Origin of the sequence: Streptococcus porcinus (assembly GCF_901542335.1) — a bacterium.
Taxonomy (GTDB): domain Bacteria; phylum Bacillota; class Bacilli; order Lactobacillales; family Streptococcaceae; genus Streptococcus; species Streptococcus porcinus_A.
Genome location: NZ_LR594036.1, coordinates 1,788,521 through 1,802,873, shown reverse-complemented (window position 1 = coordinate 1,802,873; position 14,353 = coordinate 1,788,521). Strand labels below are relative to the sequence as shown.

17 protein-coding genes are annotated in these 14,353 nt (G+C 37.1%); 14 read left to right on the top strand and 3 right to left on the bottom strand.

Annotation, left to right across the window (positions count from 1 at the left end):
• Positions 1 to 75 precede the first annotated feature (75 nt).
• From rbfA to FGK96_RS08680, 4 genes are all read left to right on the top strand, one after another.
• Positions 76 to 432 (top strand): 30S ribosome-binding factor RbfA, encoded by a 357-nt coding sequence (gene rbfA / locus FGK96_RS08695; protein WP_003083357.1) that lies wholly within the window; start codon positions 76 to 78, stop codon positions 430 to 432.
• Positions 433 to 570: 138 nt separating this feature from the next.
• Positions 571 to 1,005 carry a CopY/TcrY family copper transport repressor gene (locus FGK96_RS08690; RefSeq protein WP_138083123.1) on the top strand — a complete coding sequence of 145 codons (435 nt, stop codon included), beginning with the start codon at positions 571 to 573 and terminating at the stop codon, positions 1,003 to 1,005.
• Positions 1,006 to 3,240 (top strand): heavy metal translocating P-type ATPase, encoded by a 2,235-nt coding sequence (locus FGK96_RS08685; RefSeq protein ID WP_138083121.1) that lies wholly within the window; start codon positions 1,006 to 1,008, stop codon positions 3,238 to 3,240. It abuts the gene before it with no gap.
• An 18-nt stretch (positions 3,241 to 3,258) separates the two neighbouring features.
• Complete coding sequence (locus tag FGK96_RS08680; RefSeq protein ID WP_138083119.1) at positions 3,259 to 3,459, top strand: heavy-metal-associated domain-containing protein; 201 nt, start codon at positions 3,259 to 3,261, stop codon at positions 3,457 to 3,459.
• A gap of 45 nt (positions 3,460 to 3,504) precedes the next feature.
• Here FGK96_RS08680 and FGK96_RS08675 read toward each other — a convergent pair whose 3' ends face one another.
• Entirely contained in the window at positions 3,505 to 4,266 is a 762-nt protein-coding gene (locus tag FGK96_RS08675) for a DeoR/GlpR family DNA-binding transcription regulator (protein ID WP_138083117.1), read from the bottom strand.
• Between the two features lie 216 nt (positions 4,267 to 4,482).
• Between FGK96_RS08675 and FGK96_RS08670 the strand changes: the two genes are divergently transcribed.
• The 8 genes from FGK96_RS08670 to FGK96_RS08635 all read left to right on the top strand — a co-directional run bounded on the left by FGK96_RS08670 (position 4,483) and on the right by FGK96_RS08635 (position 10,663).
• Positions 4,483 to 4,956 (top strand): PTS sugar transporter subunit IIA, encoded by a 474-nt coding sequence (locus FGK96_RS08670; RefSeq protein WP_138083115.1) that lies wholly within the window; start codon positions 4,483 to 4,485, stop codon positions 4,954 to 4,956.
• On the top strand, positions 4,949 to 5,254 hold the full coding sequence (locus FGK96_RS08665; RefSeq protein WP_138083113.1) for a PTS sugar transporter subunit IIB: 306 nt from the start codon (positions 4,949 to 4,951) through the stop codon (positions 5,252 to 5,254). The genes FGK96_RS08670 and FGK96_RS08665 overlap by 8 nt, the downstream gene beginning before the upstream one ends.
• 16 nt (positions 5,255 to 5,270) lie before the next feature.
• Positions 5,271 to 6,719 carry a PTS transporter subunit IIC gene (locus FGK96_RS08660; RefSeq protein ID WP_138083111.1) on the top strand — a complete coding sequence of 483 codons (1,449 nt, stop codon included), beginning with the start codon at positions 5,271 to 5,273 and terminating at the stop codon, positions 6,717 to 6,719.
• A gap of 120 nt (positions 6,720 to 6,839) precedes the next feature.
• Positions 6,840 to 7,265 (top strand): galactose-6-phosphate isomerase subunit LacA, encoded by a 426-nt coding sequence (gene lacA, locus FGK96_RS08655; protein ID WP_138083109.1) that lies wholly within the window; start codon positions 6,840 to 6,842, stop codon positions 7,263 to 7,265.
• Positions 7,266 to 7,281: 16 nt separating this feature from the next.
• Positions 7,282 to 7,797 (top strand): galactose-6-phosphate isomerase subunit LacB, encoded by a 516-nt coding sequence (gene lacB, locus FGK96_RS08650; RefSeq protein WP_138083107.1) that lies wholly within the window; start codon positions 7,282 to 7,284, stop codon positions 7,795 to 7,797.
• Between the two features lie 8 nt (positions 7,798 to 7,805).
• On the top strand, positions 7,806 to 8,741 hold the full coding sequence (gene lacC, locus FGK96_RS08645) for a tagatose-6-phosphate kinase (protein ID WP_138083527.1): 936 nt from the start codon (positions 7,806 to 7,808) through the stop codon (positions 8,739 to 8,741).
• Position 8,742: 1 nt separating this feature from the next.
• A complete protein-coding gene (gene lacD / locus FGK96_RS08640) occupies positions 8,743 to 9,720 on the top strand; it encodes a tagatose-bisphosphate aldolase (protein WP_138083105.1) in 978 nt (325 codons plus the stop codon).
• A 130-nt stretch (positions 9,721 to 9,850) separates the two neighbouring features.
• Positions 9,851 to 10,663 (top strand): Cof-type HAD-IIB family hydrolase, encoded by an 813-nt coding sequence (locus FGK96_RS08635; RefSeq protein ID WP_138083103.1) that lies wholly within the window; start codon positions 9,851 to 9,853, stop codon positions 10,661 to 10,663.
• A gap of 77 nt (positions 10,664 to 10,740) precedes the next feature.
• Here FGK96_RS08635 and FGK96_RS08630 read toward each other — a convergent pair whose 3' ends face one another.
• Positions 10,741 to 11,301: a TetR/AcrR family transcriptional regulator gene (locus FGK96_RS08630; RefSeq protein WP_138083101.1), complete on the bottom strand. Its 561-nt coding sequence runs from the start codon at positions 11,299 to 11,301 to the stop codon at positions 10,741 to 10,743.
• A 134-nt stretch (positions 11,302 to 11,435) separates the two neighbouring features.
• Between FGK96_RS08630 and FGK96_RS08625 the strand changes: the two genes are divergently transcribed.
• Positions 11,436 to 12,284 carry a DegV family protein gene (locus FGK96_RS08625; protein WP_138083099.1) on the top strand — a complete coding sequence of 283 codons (849 nt, stop codon included), beginning with the start codon at positions 11,436 to 11,438 and terminating at the stop codon, positions 12,282 to 12,284.
• 49 nt (positions 12,285 to 12,333) lie between these two features.
• Here FGK96_RS08625 and FGK96_RS08620 read toward each other — a convergent pair whose 3' ends face one another.
• A complete protein-coding gene (locus tag FGK96_RS08620) occupies positions 12,334 to 12,999 on the bottom strand; it encodes a GA-like domain-containing protein (protein ID WP_138083097.1) in 666 nt (221 codons plus the stop codon).
• Positions 13,000 to 13,163: 164 nt separating this feature from the next.
• On the opposite strand from FGK96_RS08620, the gene nagA reads away from it, so the two are divergent.
• A complete protein-coding gene (gene nagA / locus FGK96_RS08615; protein ID WP_138083095.1) occupies positions 13,164 to 14,312 on the top strand; it encodes an N-acetylglucosamine-6-phosphate deacetylase in 1,149 nt (382 codons plus the stop codon).
• Positions 14,313 to 14,353: the final 41 nt, after the last annotated feature.

Sequence of the window (14,353 nt, the reverse complement as noted above, 5' to 3'; positions counted from 1 at the left end):
AATGTCTTGATTACTAGAGTTAAGAATAAGAATGACTTGTTGTTCTCACTCATTAACCCTTAGAAAGGATAGTTTATGGCAAATCATCGAATAGACCGTGTTGGCATGGAAATAAAACGTGAAGTCAATGAGATTTTACAGAAGAAAGTCCGTGATCCTCGAGTAGAGGGAGTAACGATTACAGAAGTACAAATGCTTGGAGATTTATCAGCAGCAAAAGTGTACTATACTGTAATGAGTGATTTAGCTTCCGATAACCAAAAAGCTCAAATTGGACTTGAAAAAGCAACTGGGACTATTAAGCGTGAGTTAGGTCGTAACTTAACGATGTATAAAATTCCAGATCTCATTTTCGAAAAAGATAATTCCATTGCTTATGGTAATAAAATTGATCAACTCCTTAGGGATTTAGATGCTAAATCTAAGGATTAGAATGAAAAAGGAACTTCAAATGAGGTTCTTTTTTTGTTGTGGAAAACTTATTATTAAATATTTACAATTGTAGACATAAGGAGTATAATATGTTTACAGATGTAAACTAAAAACCATGATAAAATAAAGGAGGATAGGATGCTTAAAATTTCAGCCGCTGAATGGCAAGTTATGCGTATTATTTGGGCTAATAATGGCATAAAGAGTTCAGAGATTATAGCTATTCTGAAAGATAATAGTCATTGGTCTCAATCAACAATAAAAACACTCCTAGGAAGGTTGATTGACAAAGGTTTGGTTAAGAGACAAAGAGAAGGTCGTGCATTTATTTATCAAGCAAACATTCAGCAAACGACTTACCAAAAGAAAATGCTAGCTGATGACTTTAGCAGAATTTGTCAAAAAGAACACCCCGATTTATTATTAGATTTACTTGCCGATATGCCCATGACTGAGGAAGTTTTAGAAGCTTTTGAAAAACTTTTAAAAGAAAAGTCAGAAAAACTTGTTGCTGACATTCCTTGTAATTGTCGCCTTGGCCAGTGTAAATGCCACCAGAAAGTAGGTGATTAAATGACAAAAGAAGAAGTTTATCTTATTGATGGAATGACTTGCGCCTCTTGTGCCCTAACAGTCGAGAAGGCTGTTCAAAAATTACCAGCCACTGAAAAAGCAACAGTCAATTTAGCAACAGAAAAACTAACAATTTCCTATCAAGAGCAGACTATGAATGCAGAAGATATTACTAAGGTAATAGCTGATGCAGGATATCAGGCCAGTTTATATAGGTCTAACCAAAATGAAAGTCTCAGTCAAAGGCAAGAAAGGCAGAATAGAAAGCTTTGGAAGAGATTTTTATGGTCGGCTCTATTGACCTTGCCAGTTCTTTATGTCGCGATGGGTTCTATGCTAGGAGCTTGGCTTCCTAGTAGCCTAAATCCTAACTCACAACCCGGAAATTTTGCTCTGCTACAATTACTTTTTACCTTACCAGTCCTCTACCTAGCTAGAGACTACTATAAAAATGGTTTTACCTCCTTGTTTAGAGGTCATCCCAATATGGATAGCTTAGTTGCCTTAGCCACCAGTTTTGCTTTTGGCTATAGCTTATTTGCGACTCTTCAAATTTTTCAAGGGGAAAATCACTACCACCATAGTCTTTACTTTGAGTCCGTACTTGTTATTTTAACTTTGATTACCTTGGGTAACTTTTTTGAAAATAAATCAAAAAGTAGAACGTCTCAGGCTATTCAGAAACTGCTCTCTTTAAAACCAAATGAAGTAAGAATAGTCAAGGGTGAAAAGCAAGAATTAGTTCCCCTTGCACAAGTGAGTTTAGGTGACCATGTCATGATTAAACCAGGCGAAAAAATTCCTGTTGATGGACGTGTGGTTTCTGGCCAATCTTATGTCGATGAGGCTATGCTAACAGGTGAGAGTGTGGCAAGTAACAAACAAAAGGATAGTCTTGTCTATACCGGAACCATCAACGGACATGGAAATTTGATTGTAGAAGTTACAAAGCGAGAATCTGAAAGCTTTTTAGCACAAATTATTAGTCTAGTTGAAACTGCACAAGGGAGCAAGGCGCCAATAGCTAAAATTGCCGATCAAATATCAGGTATATTCGTACCCATTGTTATTCTTTTAGCGATACTAACTGGTCTGTTTTGGCTCTTTATCATGAAAGAAGACATTAGCTTTTCTTTGACAAGTGCCATAGCTGTATTGATTATAGCTTGTCCATGTGCTTTGGGGTTAGCAACACCAACAGCTATCATGGTAGGCTCTGGTCGCGCGGCTGAGAATGGGATTCTCTTCAAAGAAGGAGCACACCTCGAAAACTTGGCTAATATCAGAACTTTGGTATTTGACAAAACCGGTACCATTACTCAGGGACGACCACAAGTTAGTCAGATAGTGCTTTTAGATCAAACAGAAAAAACAATTTTGCAAGAAGTTGCTTCATTAGAGTCACTGTCTGAACATCCTTTAAGTCAGGCTATTCTCGCAAAAGCAGAGGCAGAAGAATGGGCTTTATTACCGGTCCGAGACTTTACAACGATTTCTGGCCAGGGTCTTAAAGGGGAAATTAAGAATCATACCCTACAAGTTGGCAATAGAAGATTAATGACTGAAAATGGTGTTATTTTTGATCAACCAATTGAGGAAAAGATTAAAGCCTTGCCACCTCAAGCGACAATTGTTTATGTGGCAAAAGATTATCAACTGAAAGCTCTGATTTTAATCGAAGATCAGATAAAGACAGACAGTCAAGCTACTATTGATGCACTTAAAGATTTAGGAATCAAACTAGCCTTGTTAACAGGAGACCAAAAGTCGACGGCTAAGGCAATTGCCCAAAAAGTAGGGATTGAAGAGGTCTATAGCGAGGTTTTACCCACACAAAAAGCAGCTATTATTGAATCTTTACAAGCTAATAAGGAACTCGTAGCTATGGTTGGGGATGGTATAAATGACGCCCCAGCATTAGCAGTAGCTAATTTAGGGATTGCGATTGGTTCTGGAACAGATATTGCCATTGAATCAGCAGATATTATTTTGATGCATACGCAACTAACAGACTTGCTTAAAGCTATATCATTGAGTCGTCAAACAATTCGAGTGATTAAAGAAAATTTATTTTGGGCTTTCATTTACAATATTTTGATGATACCAATTGCCATGGGAGTTCTCCATTTATTTGGGGGACCGTTACTTAATCCCATGCTTGCTGCTATGGCTATGAGCTTAAGTTCGATTTCTGTTGTTCTGAATGCTCTGCGATTAAAAACAATCAAATTATAAACTAAGAGGGAGAAAATTATGGAAAAGACTTATAGGATAAGTGGTATGAAATGTGAGGGCTGTGTGAAAACTGTAACTGAAAAACTAGAATCAGTAAGAGGGGTTCAACATGTTGATATTCGTCTAGCAGAAGGAAAGGCAGTCATTACAGGAAACCCTTTTACTTTATCACTTAAGCGCGCTTTAAAAGGAAGTAAATTTACAATTGAAAAGGCCTAGATAATTAATTTAGAGACTAGAAAAGGACTTCAAATTTTGAAGTCCTTATTTTTGTGCAATGATAATGTCTGTAAATGTTTGGTAGTCTTCTATAGTTTCCTTAGAAATAGTAGAATCTGTTATAACTTGGTTAATCTGATCTAATTGGTAGAAAACAGAGAAATCGTAGGTATTAAATTTTTTGCTATCAACTAAAACAAACTTTTCAAAGGAATTATCCAGTGCTAATTTTTGAATTTCTCCTTCAGCTTCATTATAAGTTGCAATATCTTTGCCATAAATACCATTACAACTGATGAAACATTTAGAAAACTTGAGAGAGGAAATGCTCTGATTGGTCAGTGAACCGACAAAAGCACCTGTAATTTCTCTATACTCACCCCCGATAAGAATTAAATCAATCTTGGGGCTATTTTTTAGAATAGTAAAAATGGGAAGGCTGTTGGTGACAATACGAAGTTGTTTTTGAACTAATCGCTCAGCGAAGAATTCAAGAGTTGTACCTGGGCCGATAAAAATTGTTTCGCCATCTCTAACCAATGTGCTAGCGGTGTTAGCAATTTCTTTTTTTTCTCTTATTTGCACTGATAATTTTTCGGTATTAGACTTTTCGACTTTTGTTGGATAAGCAATGCTTTGTGCCCCCCCATGGATACGGACTAATTTCCCGGAATTTTCTAATTCATCTAAGTCACGACGAGCAGTCATATCAGAAATTTTTAAAGTTTCGATGATTTCATTGACGGTTATAATTCCCTTAGTGTTTACCATATCCATAATGTTTAGGAGTCTTTCTCTTTTTAACACACTGGTCTCCTTTTTCTGTATTTCCTTTTCTAATCATAGCATAAAGGTTATTTTTTACAATAATTAACATAAACAAACACAAATAAACATATAAATAAACAAAAAGTGTTGATTTATGTTTATTTATATACTATTATATACTATGAATGAATCATGTAAACGGTTACTTTGGAAATATTATCGAAAGGCTGAAAAATTTTAGAAAGGTGGTATTAGATGTCCATAGACATTGTTTTTACGAATGTAACCTCTCAAGATCAATTATTTGATGAGGTAGCTTCTCATCTCCACAAATTACATTATGTCACGGAGAATTACAAAGAGGCATTAAAAAATAGAGAGAAAGAGTTTCCAACTGGTTTGAAAATTGATTTTAAAGATGGTAGCAACATCCGTTATGCTGCTATACCTCATACCGAGACGAAGTATTGTTTAACCAATAAGGTAGTCTATGTTAGAAACGAAAGACCTCTTGTTTTTAAACACATGATTGACCCTAGTGAGGACTGTTTGGTTCGTCATTTCTTCTTTATTATCAATTCAAAGAATGACGGGCAAACTAAAATTTTGTCACATTTAATTAGTTTCTTTATTGAGAAGGGAAATATGGAGAAACTAGAGCAATGCGGAGACGATTATAAAGTCATCAAAAATTATTTATTAAAAGAAGGAGTACTTACAAATGATTAAAATTTTAGCTGCATGTGGTGCGGGAGTTAACTCTAGTCATCAAATCAAAGAGGCTATTGAAAGAAAAATGCTAGAAAAAGGTTATAGTGTCCGCTGTGATGCTGTAATGGTCAAAGATATCACTGAAGAAATGGTTTCAAAATATGATATTTTTACACCAATTGCAAAAACAGATCTAGGATTTGATATGCCAATACCAACGGTGGAAGCCGGACCCATTCTCTATCGGATTCCTGTTATGAGTGAGCCAGTCTTTGCAGAATTAGAGCGGGTCATCAAAGACCATGGATTAAACTAGGTAAGGGGAAGATGATATGCAATCATTTTTAGAAGTAATTAACCATATGCTTACTCCGTTGATTAAGATGGGATCTGGAGTCGTCATGTTAGCTGTCATGACAGGGCTTGCAATGGCTTTTGGCGTAAAATTTACCAAGGCTTTGGAAGGCGGGATTAAATTAGCTATTGCTTTAACAGGTATCGGGGCTATTATTGGTATTTTAACAGGAGCTTTCTCTGAATCTTTACAGGCTTTTGTGAAAAATACAGGTATTAGTTTAAATATAATTGATGTCGGCTGGGCTCCATTAGCAACGATAACGTGGGGGTCACCATACACACTTTATTTTCTCTTAGTCATGTTAATAGTTAATATCATTATGATCATCATGAATAAAACAGACACTCTAGATGTAGATATCTTTGATATCTGGCATCTTTCTATCACTGGTTTATTAATAATGTGGTATGCTGCAAAGAATCATCTTCCGGTTATCTTATCGCTTTTCATAGCGACCCTAGCAGTCATCTTAGTTGGTGTATTGAAAATTATCAATTCTGATTTAATGAAGCCTACATTTGATGATTTATTAGCAACGGGTCCTAACTCGCCTATGACGTCCACCCATATGAATTACATGATGAACCCGATTATCATGGTATTGGACAAAATCTTTGATAAAGTCTTTCCAGGATTAGATAAATATGACTTTGATGCTGCTAAATTAAACAAGAAAATTGGATTTTGGGGTTCTAAATTTTTTATTGGAATGATTCTTGGATTTGTGATTGGAATTATGGGAGATCCTCATTTTAAAATTTTATCAATTAAACATTGGTTTGAACTTGGTTTCACAGCAGGTGCTTGTCTAGAATTATTCTCTCTCATCGGTTCATGGTTTATTGCAGCAGTAGAGCCACTATCTCAAGGTATTACCAATTTTGCCAATGCAAAAATGGGTGGGCGACGCTTTAATATAGGTCTAGATTGGCCTTTTATTGCAGGACGTGCAGAAATTTGGGCGTGTGCCAATATTTTAGCACCCATCATGTTGGTTGAGGCTCTATTATTGTCAAAAGTTGGAAATGGAATTCTACCACTTGCAGGTATTATTGCTATGGGAGTGACACCAGCCCTGCTCGTTGTTACTCGTGGTAGATTAATTCGGATGATTTTATTTGGATCACTTTTATTGCCTTTATTCTTACTCTCTGGAACAATGATTGCCCCATTTGCTACGGAATTGGCTAAAAAAGTAGGAGCCTTTCCTAAGGGGGCACCGGCAGAGTCACTAATCACTCATTCTACGCTTGAAGGCCCCATGGAGAAAATCTTTGGCTATGTTATCGGTCGTGCCACCACAGGGCAAATCGCTGCTCTCATGACGTTAGTAGTCTTTTTAGGGATTTACCTTGGACTCTTTGCTTGGTATGCAAAAGAAATGAAAAAACGTAATGAAGCCTACAAACTGGCTCAAGATTAGAGAGTGACTATAAAGACGTGACACCAGTAGGAAAACTATTGGTGTTAGTCTTTAAAGTTTAATAGAGCTTGTAAAGTAAACCCATAGATTTAGCACATTTTTTAGTAATAAGGAGAAAAAATGACTATTATAATAGGTGCAGATGCACAAGGATATGACTTGAAAAACCAAATCAAATCTTTCTTAATCAAGGAAGGTTATCAAACTAAAGATATTTCAGACTTAGATAAAGACTTTGTTGATAATACACTAGCTCTTGTTAAAGCTGTGCAAGAATCAGAGGAAAATCTAGGCATCATGATTGATGCTTATGGAGCAGGTCCTTTCATGGTTGCCACTAAACTTAAAGGAATGGTGGCTGCAGAAGTATCCGATGAAAGATCTGCTTATATGACTCGTCAACACAATAACGCTCGAGTAATAACCATTGGATCTGAAATTGTTGGTCAAAAACTGGCAGAAAATATTGTCAAAGCTTTTGTATCAGCTCAATACGATGGTGGGCGTCACCAAATTCGTGTTGACATGCTAAATAAAATGGCTTAAAAAGGAGGATTAAAAGATGAAAATCGCAATTGGCTCTGACCATATTGTTACAAATGAGAAGATGGCGGTAGTAGATTTCTTGAAACAAAAGGGTTACGATGTTATAGATTTTGGGACTTATGATCATATGAGAACACATTATCCAATTTTTGGTAAAAAGGTCGGTGAGGCTGTGGTTCAAGGACAAGCAGACTTAGGTGTCTGTATTTGCGGGACTGGTGTCGGCATCAATAATGCTGCTAATAAGGTTGCTGGCGTTCGATCTGCATTAGTTCGTGACATGACGACGGCTCTTTATGCAAAAGAAGAGTTAAATGCTAATGTCATCGGGTTTGGTGGTAAAATTACTGGAGAGTTATTGATGTGTGATATTATTGATGCCTTCATCAATGCAGAATATAAAGAAACAGAGAATAATAAAAAACTGATTGCTAAAATTGCTAATCTAGAACATCCAGCTACTAACCAAGAAGATCCAGAGTTCTTTACAGAATTTTTAGAAAAGTGGGATCGTGGTGAGTATCACGACTAGGAGGCATGATGATTTTAACTGTAACTTTAAATCCTTCCATAGATATCTCTTATCCGTTAGCAAGCCCTTTTAAGTTAGACACAATCAATCGAGCTAGTATTGCTCGAAAAACGGCTGGTGGCAAGGGATTAAATGTCAGCCGTGTCTTAACAGAAGTAGGACAAGATATTATTGCAACAGGCTTTATTGGCGGCCGGCAAGGGCAATACCTTTTAGATCAGCTTGAAAAGCAAAATATACCCAGTCAATTTTTTCATATTAAGAATAACACTCGTAACTGCATTGCTATCTTACATGAGGGTTTACAAACCGAAATTCTTGAAAGTGGGCCTTTTATTGATCGTGATGAAGTAGATGGCTTTATCTATCACATGCAGATTATTTGTCCTCAATGTAAAGTGATGACTATCTCAGGTTCCTTACCACAAGGATTGGATAAGACGTTTTATCATCGGATTATTTCCATGGCAAATACTTTCCAAAAAAAGGTTATTTTGGATTGTTCTGGAGCCCCTTTAGAGGCTGTCTTAACATCAAGAGAAAAACCCACCATCATTAAACCTAACATTGAAGAATTGGGCTTGCTTCTAAAGAAAAAAATAGCAGTAAGAACTGACAGCTTGAAAGCAATTCTTAAAGACCAACTTTTTGATGGGATAGAATGGGTCATTGTATCACTTGGGGAACAGGGAGCATTTGCGAAACATCATGACCGATTTTATCGAGTCACTATACCTAAAATTTCGGTCGTTAATCCAGTGGGTTCTGGAGATGCTACTGTAGCGGGAATAGCCTGGGCTTTATCAGAAGAAGATGATGAAATAACCTTATTAAAAAAAGCAAATGCACTGGGTATGCTAAATGCTCAACAAGCCTTAACAGGACATGTTGATATGAGAAATTATTCTAGTGTTTTTAATCAAATCATAGTAGAAGAGGTATAAAATGACAGTTATATCAAATAAAAAAGCCTACTTAGAAAAAGTAAGCCGTGATGGAATTATTTCTGCATTGGCTTTTGACCAACGCGGTGCTCTAAAAAGGATGATGGCAAGTCATCAAAAAGAAGAGCCAACAACTGAGCAAATAGTAACCTTGAAGCGTCTGGTGTCTGAAGAATTAACTCCCTATGCTTCCTCAATTCTCTTAGACCCAGAGTATGGCTTGCCAGCTATTGAAGTCAAAGACCAAAAAGCAGGCTTGTTACTGGCTTACGAAAAAACAGGCTACGATGCCAAGACAAGTAGTCGCTTACCAGACTGTTTAGCAGACTGGTCAGTGAAAGGTCTTAAAGCGTCTGGTGCAGATGCTATTAAGTTTCTTCTCTATTATGATGTTGATGGCAGTGAGGCTATTAACCATCAAAAGAAAGCTTACATTGAACGCATCGGCTCAGAGTGTCAAGCAGAAGACATTCCCTTCTTTTTAGAGCTTTTGACCTATGATGAAAAGATTAGTGATAATAGTAGTATTGACTTCGCCAAAGTCAAAGCCCATAAAGTTAATGAAGCCATGAGAGTCTTTTCGGCTAAGCGATTTGGGATTGATGTTTTGAAAGTAGAAGTTCCAGTTAATATGGCCTTTGTTGAAGGGTTTACAGAAGGGCCGATTCTTTATAGCAAAGCAGACGCGGCCCAAGCTTTTAAAGAACAAGAAGCAGCCAGTCACTTACCATACATCTATCTTAGTGCGGGAGTATCAGCTCAGCTATTCCAAGAAACCTTAATCTTTGCGGCTCAATCAGGAGCGACATTTAATGGTGTTCTTTGTGGCCGTGCTACTTGGGCGGGTGCTGTTCCGGTCTATATCAAAGAAGGGGAGGCTGCGGCCCGCCAATGGCTAAGGCGTGAAGGGGTAAAAAATATTGAAGCTCTTAATGACGTTTTAGCTAAGACAGCAAGGCCTTGGACAGATAAAATATAAGAAGGTATTTCCTAGTTAGCACTTCTCATGTGAGGGGTGCTTTTTATTAGATAAAGGCTGGGAATTCATCTTTATTAAAAAAAATGCTACACTAACAATAGGAATATGGAGTGAAAGGATAAGTTAGAAAATGATAAAATTAATTGCTATTGATCTAGATGGTACTCTGTTAAATAGTCAAAAAAAGATTCCAGATGAAAATATTAAAGCCATAAAAGAAGCGACTGAGGCAGGAATAAAAATTGTTCTTTGTACTGGTCGGCCCCGTAAGGGCACACAACCCTATTTTGAGGAACTTAGCCTCGCTAAGAACGAATTCCTTATCTTAAATAATGGCTGTAGTTTGCATGCCAGTGAGGATTGGCGTATGCTACATGCCCATAGCTTGACCATACATGAAATAGAAGAGTTATTTAAAAAAGTAGAAAATCACCCTGATGTCTATCTAACCTTAACAGCTGAAAATGACTACTATGTTATGAATGATTTTGTACCTGATCTTGTCCAAGCTGACGGTGATTTAGTTTTTACACAAGTCAAACCAATAACTATGGCTGATCTTAAAAGGAAACCGGAGCTTATTTTACAAGGAATGTACATGGGTGAAGAAGCTGCTGTTAATCGCTTCGAAGAGGCTTTCCGCCCAGAGTTAAGTGAACATTTTAGCTTGGTTAGAAGCCAAACTTATCTACTTGAGGCTATGCCAAAGGGCGTCACTAAGGCTTTCGCTTTACAAGAATTAGCAAAAGACTTGAAAATCAAACCTGAAGAAATAATGGCCATTGGCGATGCTGCCAATGATAGTGAGATGCTAGCTTATGCAGGGTTAGGAGTTGCTATGGGTAATGCTAGTGAAGCCATAAAGGTTTTAGCGGATCGAGTAACCTTATCTTGCGACCAGGCAGGGGTCGCACATGCCATTCGTACACTTGCTCTACCATAATAGTAAAAAACTCTTGATGTGCTCAGAAACTTAGTAGCTACTCAGATCTACTAGAATAAATGAGTTATCAAGAGTTTTTAGTATGGTAGTAGCGGTAAACCAATACTAGCCATTTCTTCAGCTGGAGTAGTCATCCCATCCTTTATCCAGTCAACCAAGACCGATACAATGGCATTACTCCAAAAGAGCCTGGTATAATGGGATTGTTTATGCAATTTCCAACGTTGATAGGCTTTTAAGCGTTTTGTAACAATTTGTGTAATTAAAGTTTGCAGTTGGTTTTTAAACATGAGCCTAAGTAATTTTTCTTCCTTTTTGGCTTCAGTAAAGAGATAATACCAAGCTTGATTAGCTTGAGTATTAAGATCAAATAATTTTAAACCTTGGAATATTCGTCGAATAACAGCATTTAAGCGGCACAACAAGATTTCTTCTTTTGATTTATAATTGCGATAAAAGGCATTTCGAGAGACACCTGCCTTAGTAACAAGTTCAGAGATAGAGATATGAGCTAGTTGTTTTTTCTCTAGGAGCTCTAAAAGAGCAATCTCCATTGATTCTCGAGAAAGATTTTGATTTTCCTTGTTAAATTGTGCTAAATTTTGAAGTGACTTTTTCGAAATCAATTTATCAGTCATCACAAATTCCTTCCAAATGTTACGTCCGACGTCATTTTTATAGCTTCACAAAAGCTTTTGATGATATAATTTTATGGGAATTAATAATATTTGTCAATATAAACAACAATCAATAAAGAATGAAGGAGAGACAAATGAAGAAGTGGAAAATTGTGGTAGATTCGGGATGTGATTTAATAGAGTTGGAAACAAATCCCGAATCTATTGCTTTTGAACGAGTGCCTTTGACACTTTGTGTAGGTAAGGAAGTCTTTATCGATAACAGTGAATTAGATATTGATGGCATGATGGCTGCTATGAGCCACTCTGCGCAAGCAACGACATCGTCATGTCCAAGTCCAGATGCCTTTTTACAAGCCTACCATGGAGCAGAAAACGTTATTGCAATTACAATCACGGGGACTTTATCTGGTAGTCATAACAGTGCTCGTTTAGCCAAGGAAATGCTTTTGGAGGAGAATCCTGATGTTAACATTCATGTTATAGATTCATTATCAGCCGGTGGCGAAATGGATTTGATGGTTTTAGAATTAGAACGTCTTATCAATCAAGGATTGATATTTGAAGAAGTTGTAGAAGCTATAGAAACTTACACTAATCAAACAGGCTTGTTATTTGTTTTAGCGAAAGTTGATAATTTAGTCAAAAATGGTCGATTGAATAAGCTTGTTGGCGCTGTTGTAGGACTTCTTAATATTCGAATGGTTGGCTGTGCAAGTAGCGACGGAAAACTTGAATTACTGCAAAAAGCAAGAGGCCAAAAGAAAGCTGTTAATGCTTTAGTTGAAGAATTGCAAAAAGCTGATTATAAAGGAGGTAAAATCATTATTGCACAACGTAATAATGCCAAAATTTGCCAACAACTTACAGAGAAACTTCAAGCGCTTTATCCAAGTGTGTCAATTACTACTTACCCGACCTCTGGCCTCTGTAGTTTTTATGCAGAAGAAGAGGGCATCTTATTAGGGTTTGAAAAAGCATAAAAACTAACTAAAAAGAATTATTTCCTCATGGAAATAACTCTTTTTTGATTTAATTTAATGAAGTGCCAGAATTAGTGTTATCAGTTGTTGCTGCACCGGAAGTTGTATTTGGAGAAGTATTTGCTTGGGGAGGTGCGACTTGAGGCACATAGCTTTCAGCCGGGGTTTGACCAAGGTAAGTCGAATTGGCTTCCTGATTATTTGGACTAACTCCAGGGGTAACGGTTGACTCGCTGCTACTTCTTATCTGATTGGCAGTAGTGACAGCGTCCAGTCGATTTTGTAATTCTGTTTTCTTTGCTTGATTATTCACCTGATTAATAGCAGTTTGAGCAGTTTCAACAGTTTCAAGTGTTGGATTTTTTTCAGCTTCTTCCACTGCTTTGATGGCTTCTTCTTCACTAGAAACTACTTTGCTTAAGCGATCTAATTTTTCTTGGAGGCCTGATTTAGTTTCTGATTTTTTGAGTTTATTGACCAGTTTCTGAGCAGTTTCAATCCTTGCTAGAGAGGGGCTGGATTCAGCTAAGTTAACTGCTTCAATGGCTTTGCTTAAATAATTAGCTTTTTTGACAACCTTTCCAGCTTTTTGTGTATGACTATCTAGAGGCTTACCATTATAATTATGAGCGAAAGCAACATAAATTGTTCCTCCTATAATCAAGGTTAAAAGACTTAAAATCAGAAAAAGCCTCTCAGTTTTTTCTTGCTTCATTTATTCTCCTTTTATCTCTTTTAAAATGCTTCAGAGACCATTATACACTTTATGGGGAAAAAATTAAAGATTTCTTAGCATTAAAAATGAAAACGAGTGGTATATACCATTTACAAACAAAAAGATTAGTCGTATAATAAAAGGTAGATAAAGGGAGGAAAACGATGACACACTATATCAAAGCAGATTGCTTTTATTACCCAGATCATGTAAAAGAAAGTGGTTACTTAGCATTAAATGATGGTAAATTTGGTAAGTGGGTAAGTTCAGCCCCAGCTGATGCTGACATTATTGATTACAGTGGCTACCAAATTGCACCCGGCTTAGTTGACACGCACATCCATGGTTTTGCAGGAGCTGACGTCATGGATAATTCAGCAGAAGGACTTCATAAAATGAGTGAAGGGCTTTTATCTACAGGGGTAACATCATTTTTACCAACGACTTTAACCTCAACTTTTGAGCATTTAGAGAAGGTCTCTGCTACAATTGCTACCGTTGCTGACAAGGTTAAAGGTGCTAAAATTCAAGGGATATATTTTGAAGGCCCCTACTTTACAGAAGAATATAAGGGAGCACAAAACCCAATTTATATGAAGAATCCTCGCTTAGATGAATTTGAAGCTTGGCAAAAAGCAGCAAATGGACTTATTAAAAAAATTGCCTTGGCACCAGAACGTACGGGAGTGGCAGACTTTGTTTCAACCGTTACTAAAAAGGGTGTGACAGTGGCTCTCGGGCATTCGAATGGAACATACAAAGAAGCCAAAGAAATCGTTGATGCAGGGGCAAGTGTCTGGATTCACGCATACAATGGCATGCGTGGGCTGACACACCGAGAACCTGGTATGGTAGGAGCTGTTTACAATATTCCAAATACCTATGCAGAGTTAATTTGTGATGGCCACCATGTTTCTCCCGTAGCATGTGAGATTTTGATGAAACAAAAAGGCCATGATCATGTAGCTATGATTACAGATTGTATGCGTGCTGGTGGCTCTCCTGATGGTGATTATATGCTGGGTGAGTTTCCTGTTATTGTCGAAAATGGTACGGCAAGATTAAAATCAAGTGGAAATTTAGCAGGATCTATTTTGAAGCTTATAGATGCAATTAAAAATGTTGTATCTTGGGGAATCGCTAGTCCGGAAGAAGCTATCCGAATGGCGACCTTAGTTGCTGCCACATCGGTAGGGATAGATCATCTCTGTGGTCAAATCAAAGAAGGGTCTGCTGCTGATTTTATCGTGCTTGATAAGAGTCTTGAACTCTACGCTACTTATCTAGATGGGAAGAAAGCTTTTCAATCCTGAAAACAAAAGATTAAGATGTCAAAACTCTTAATCTTTTTTAT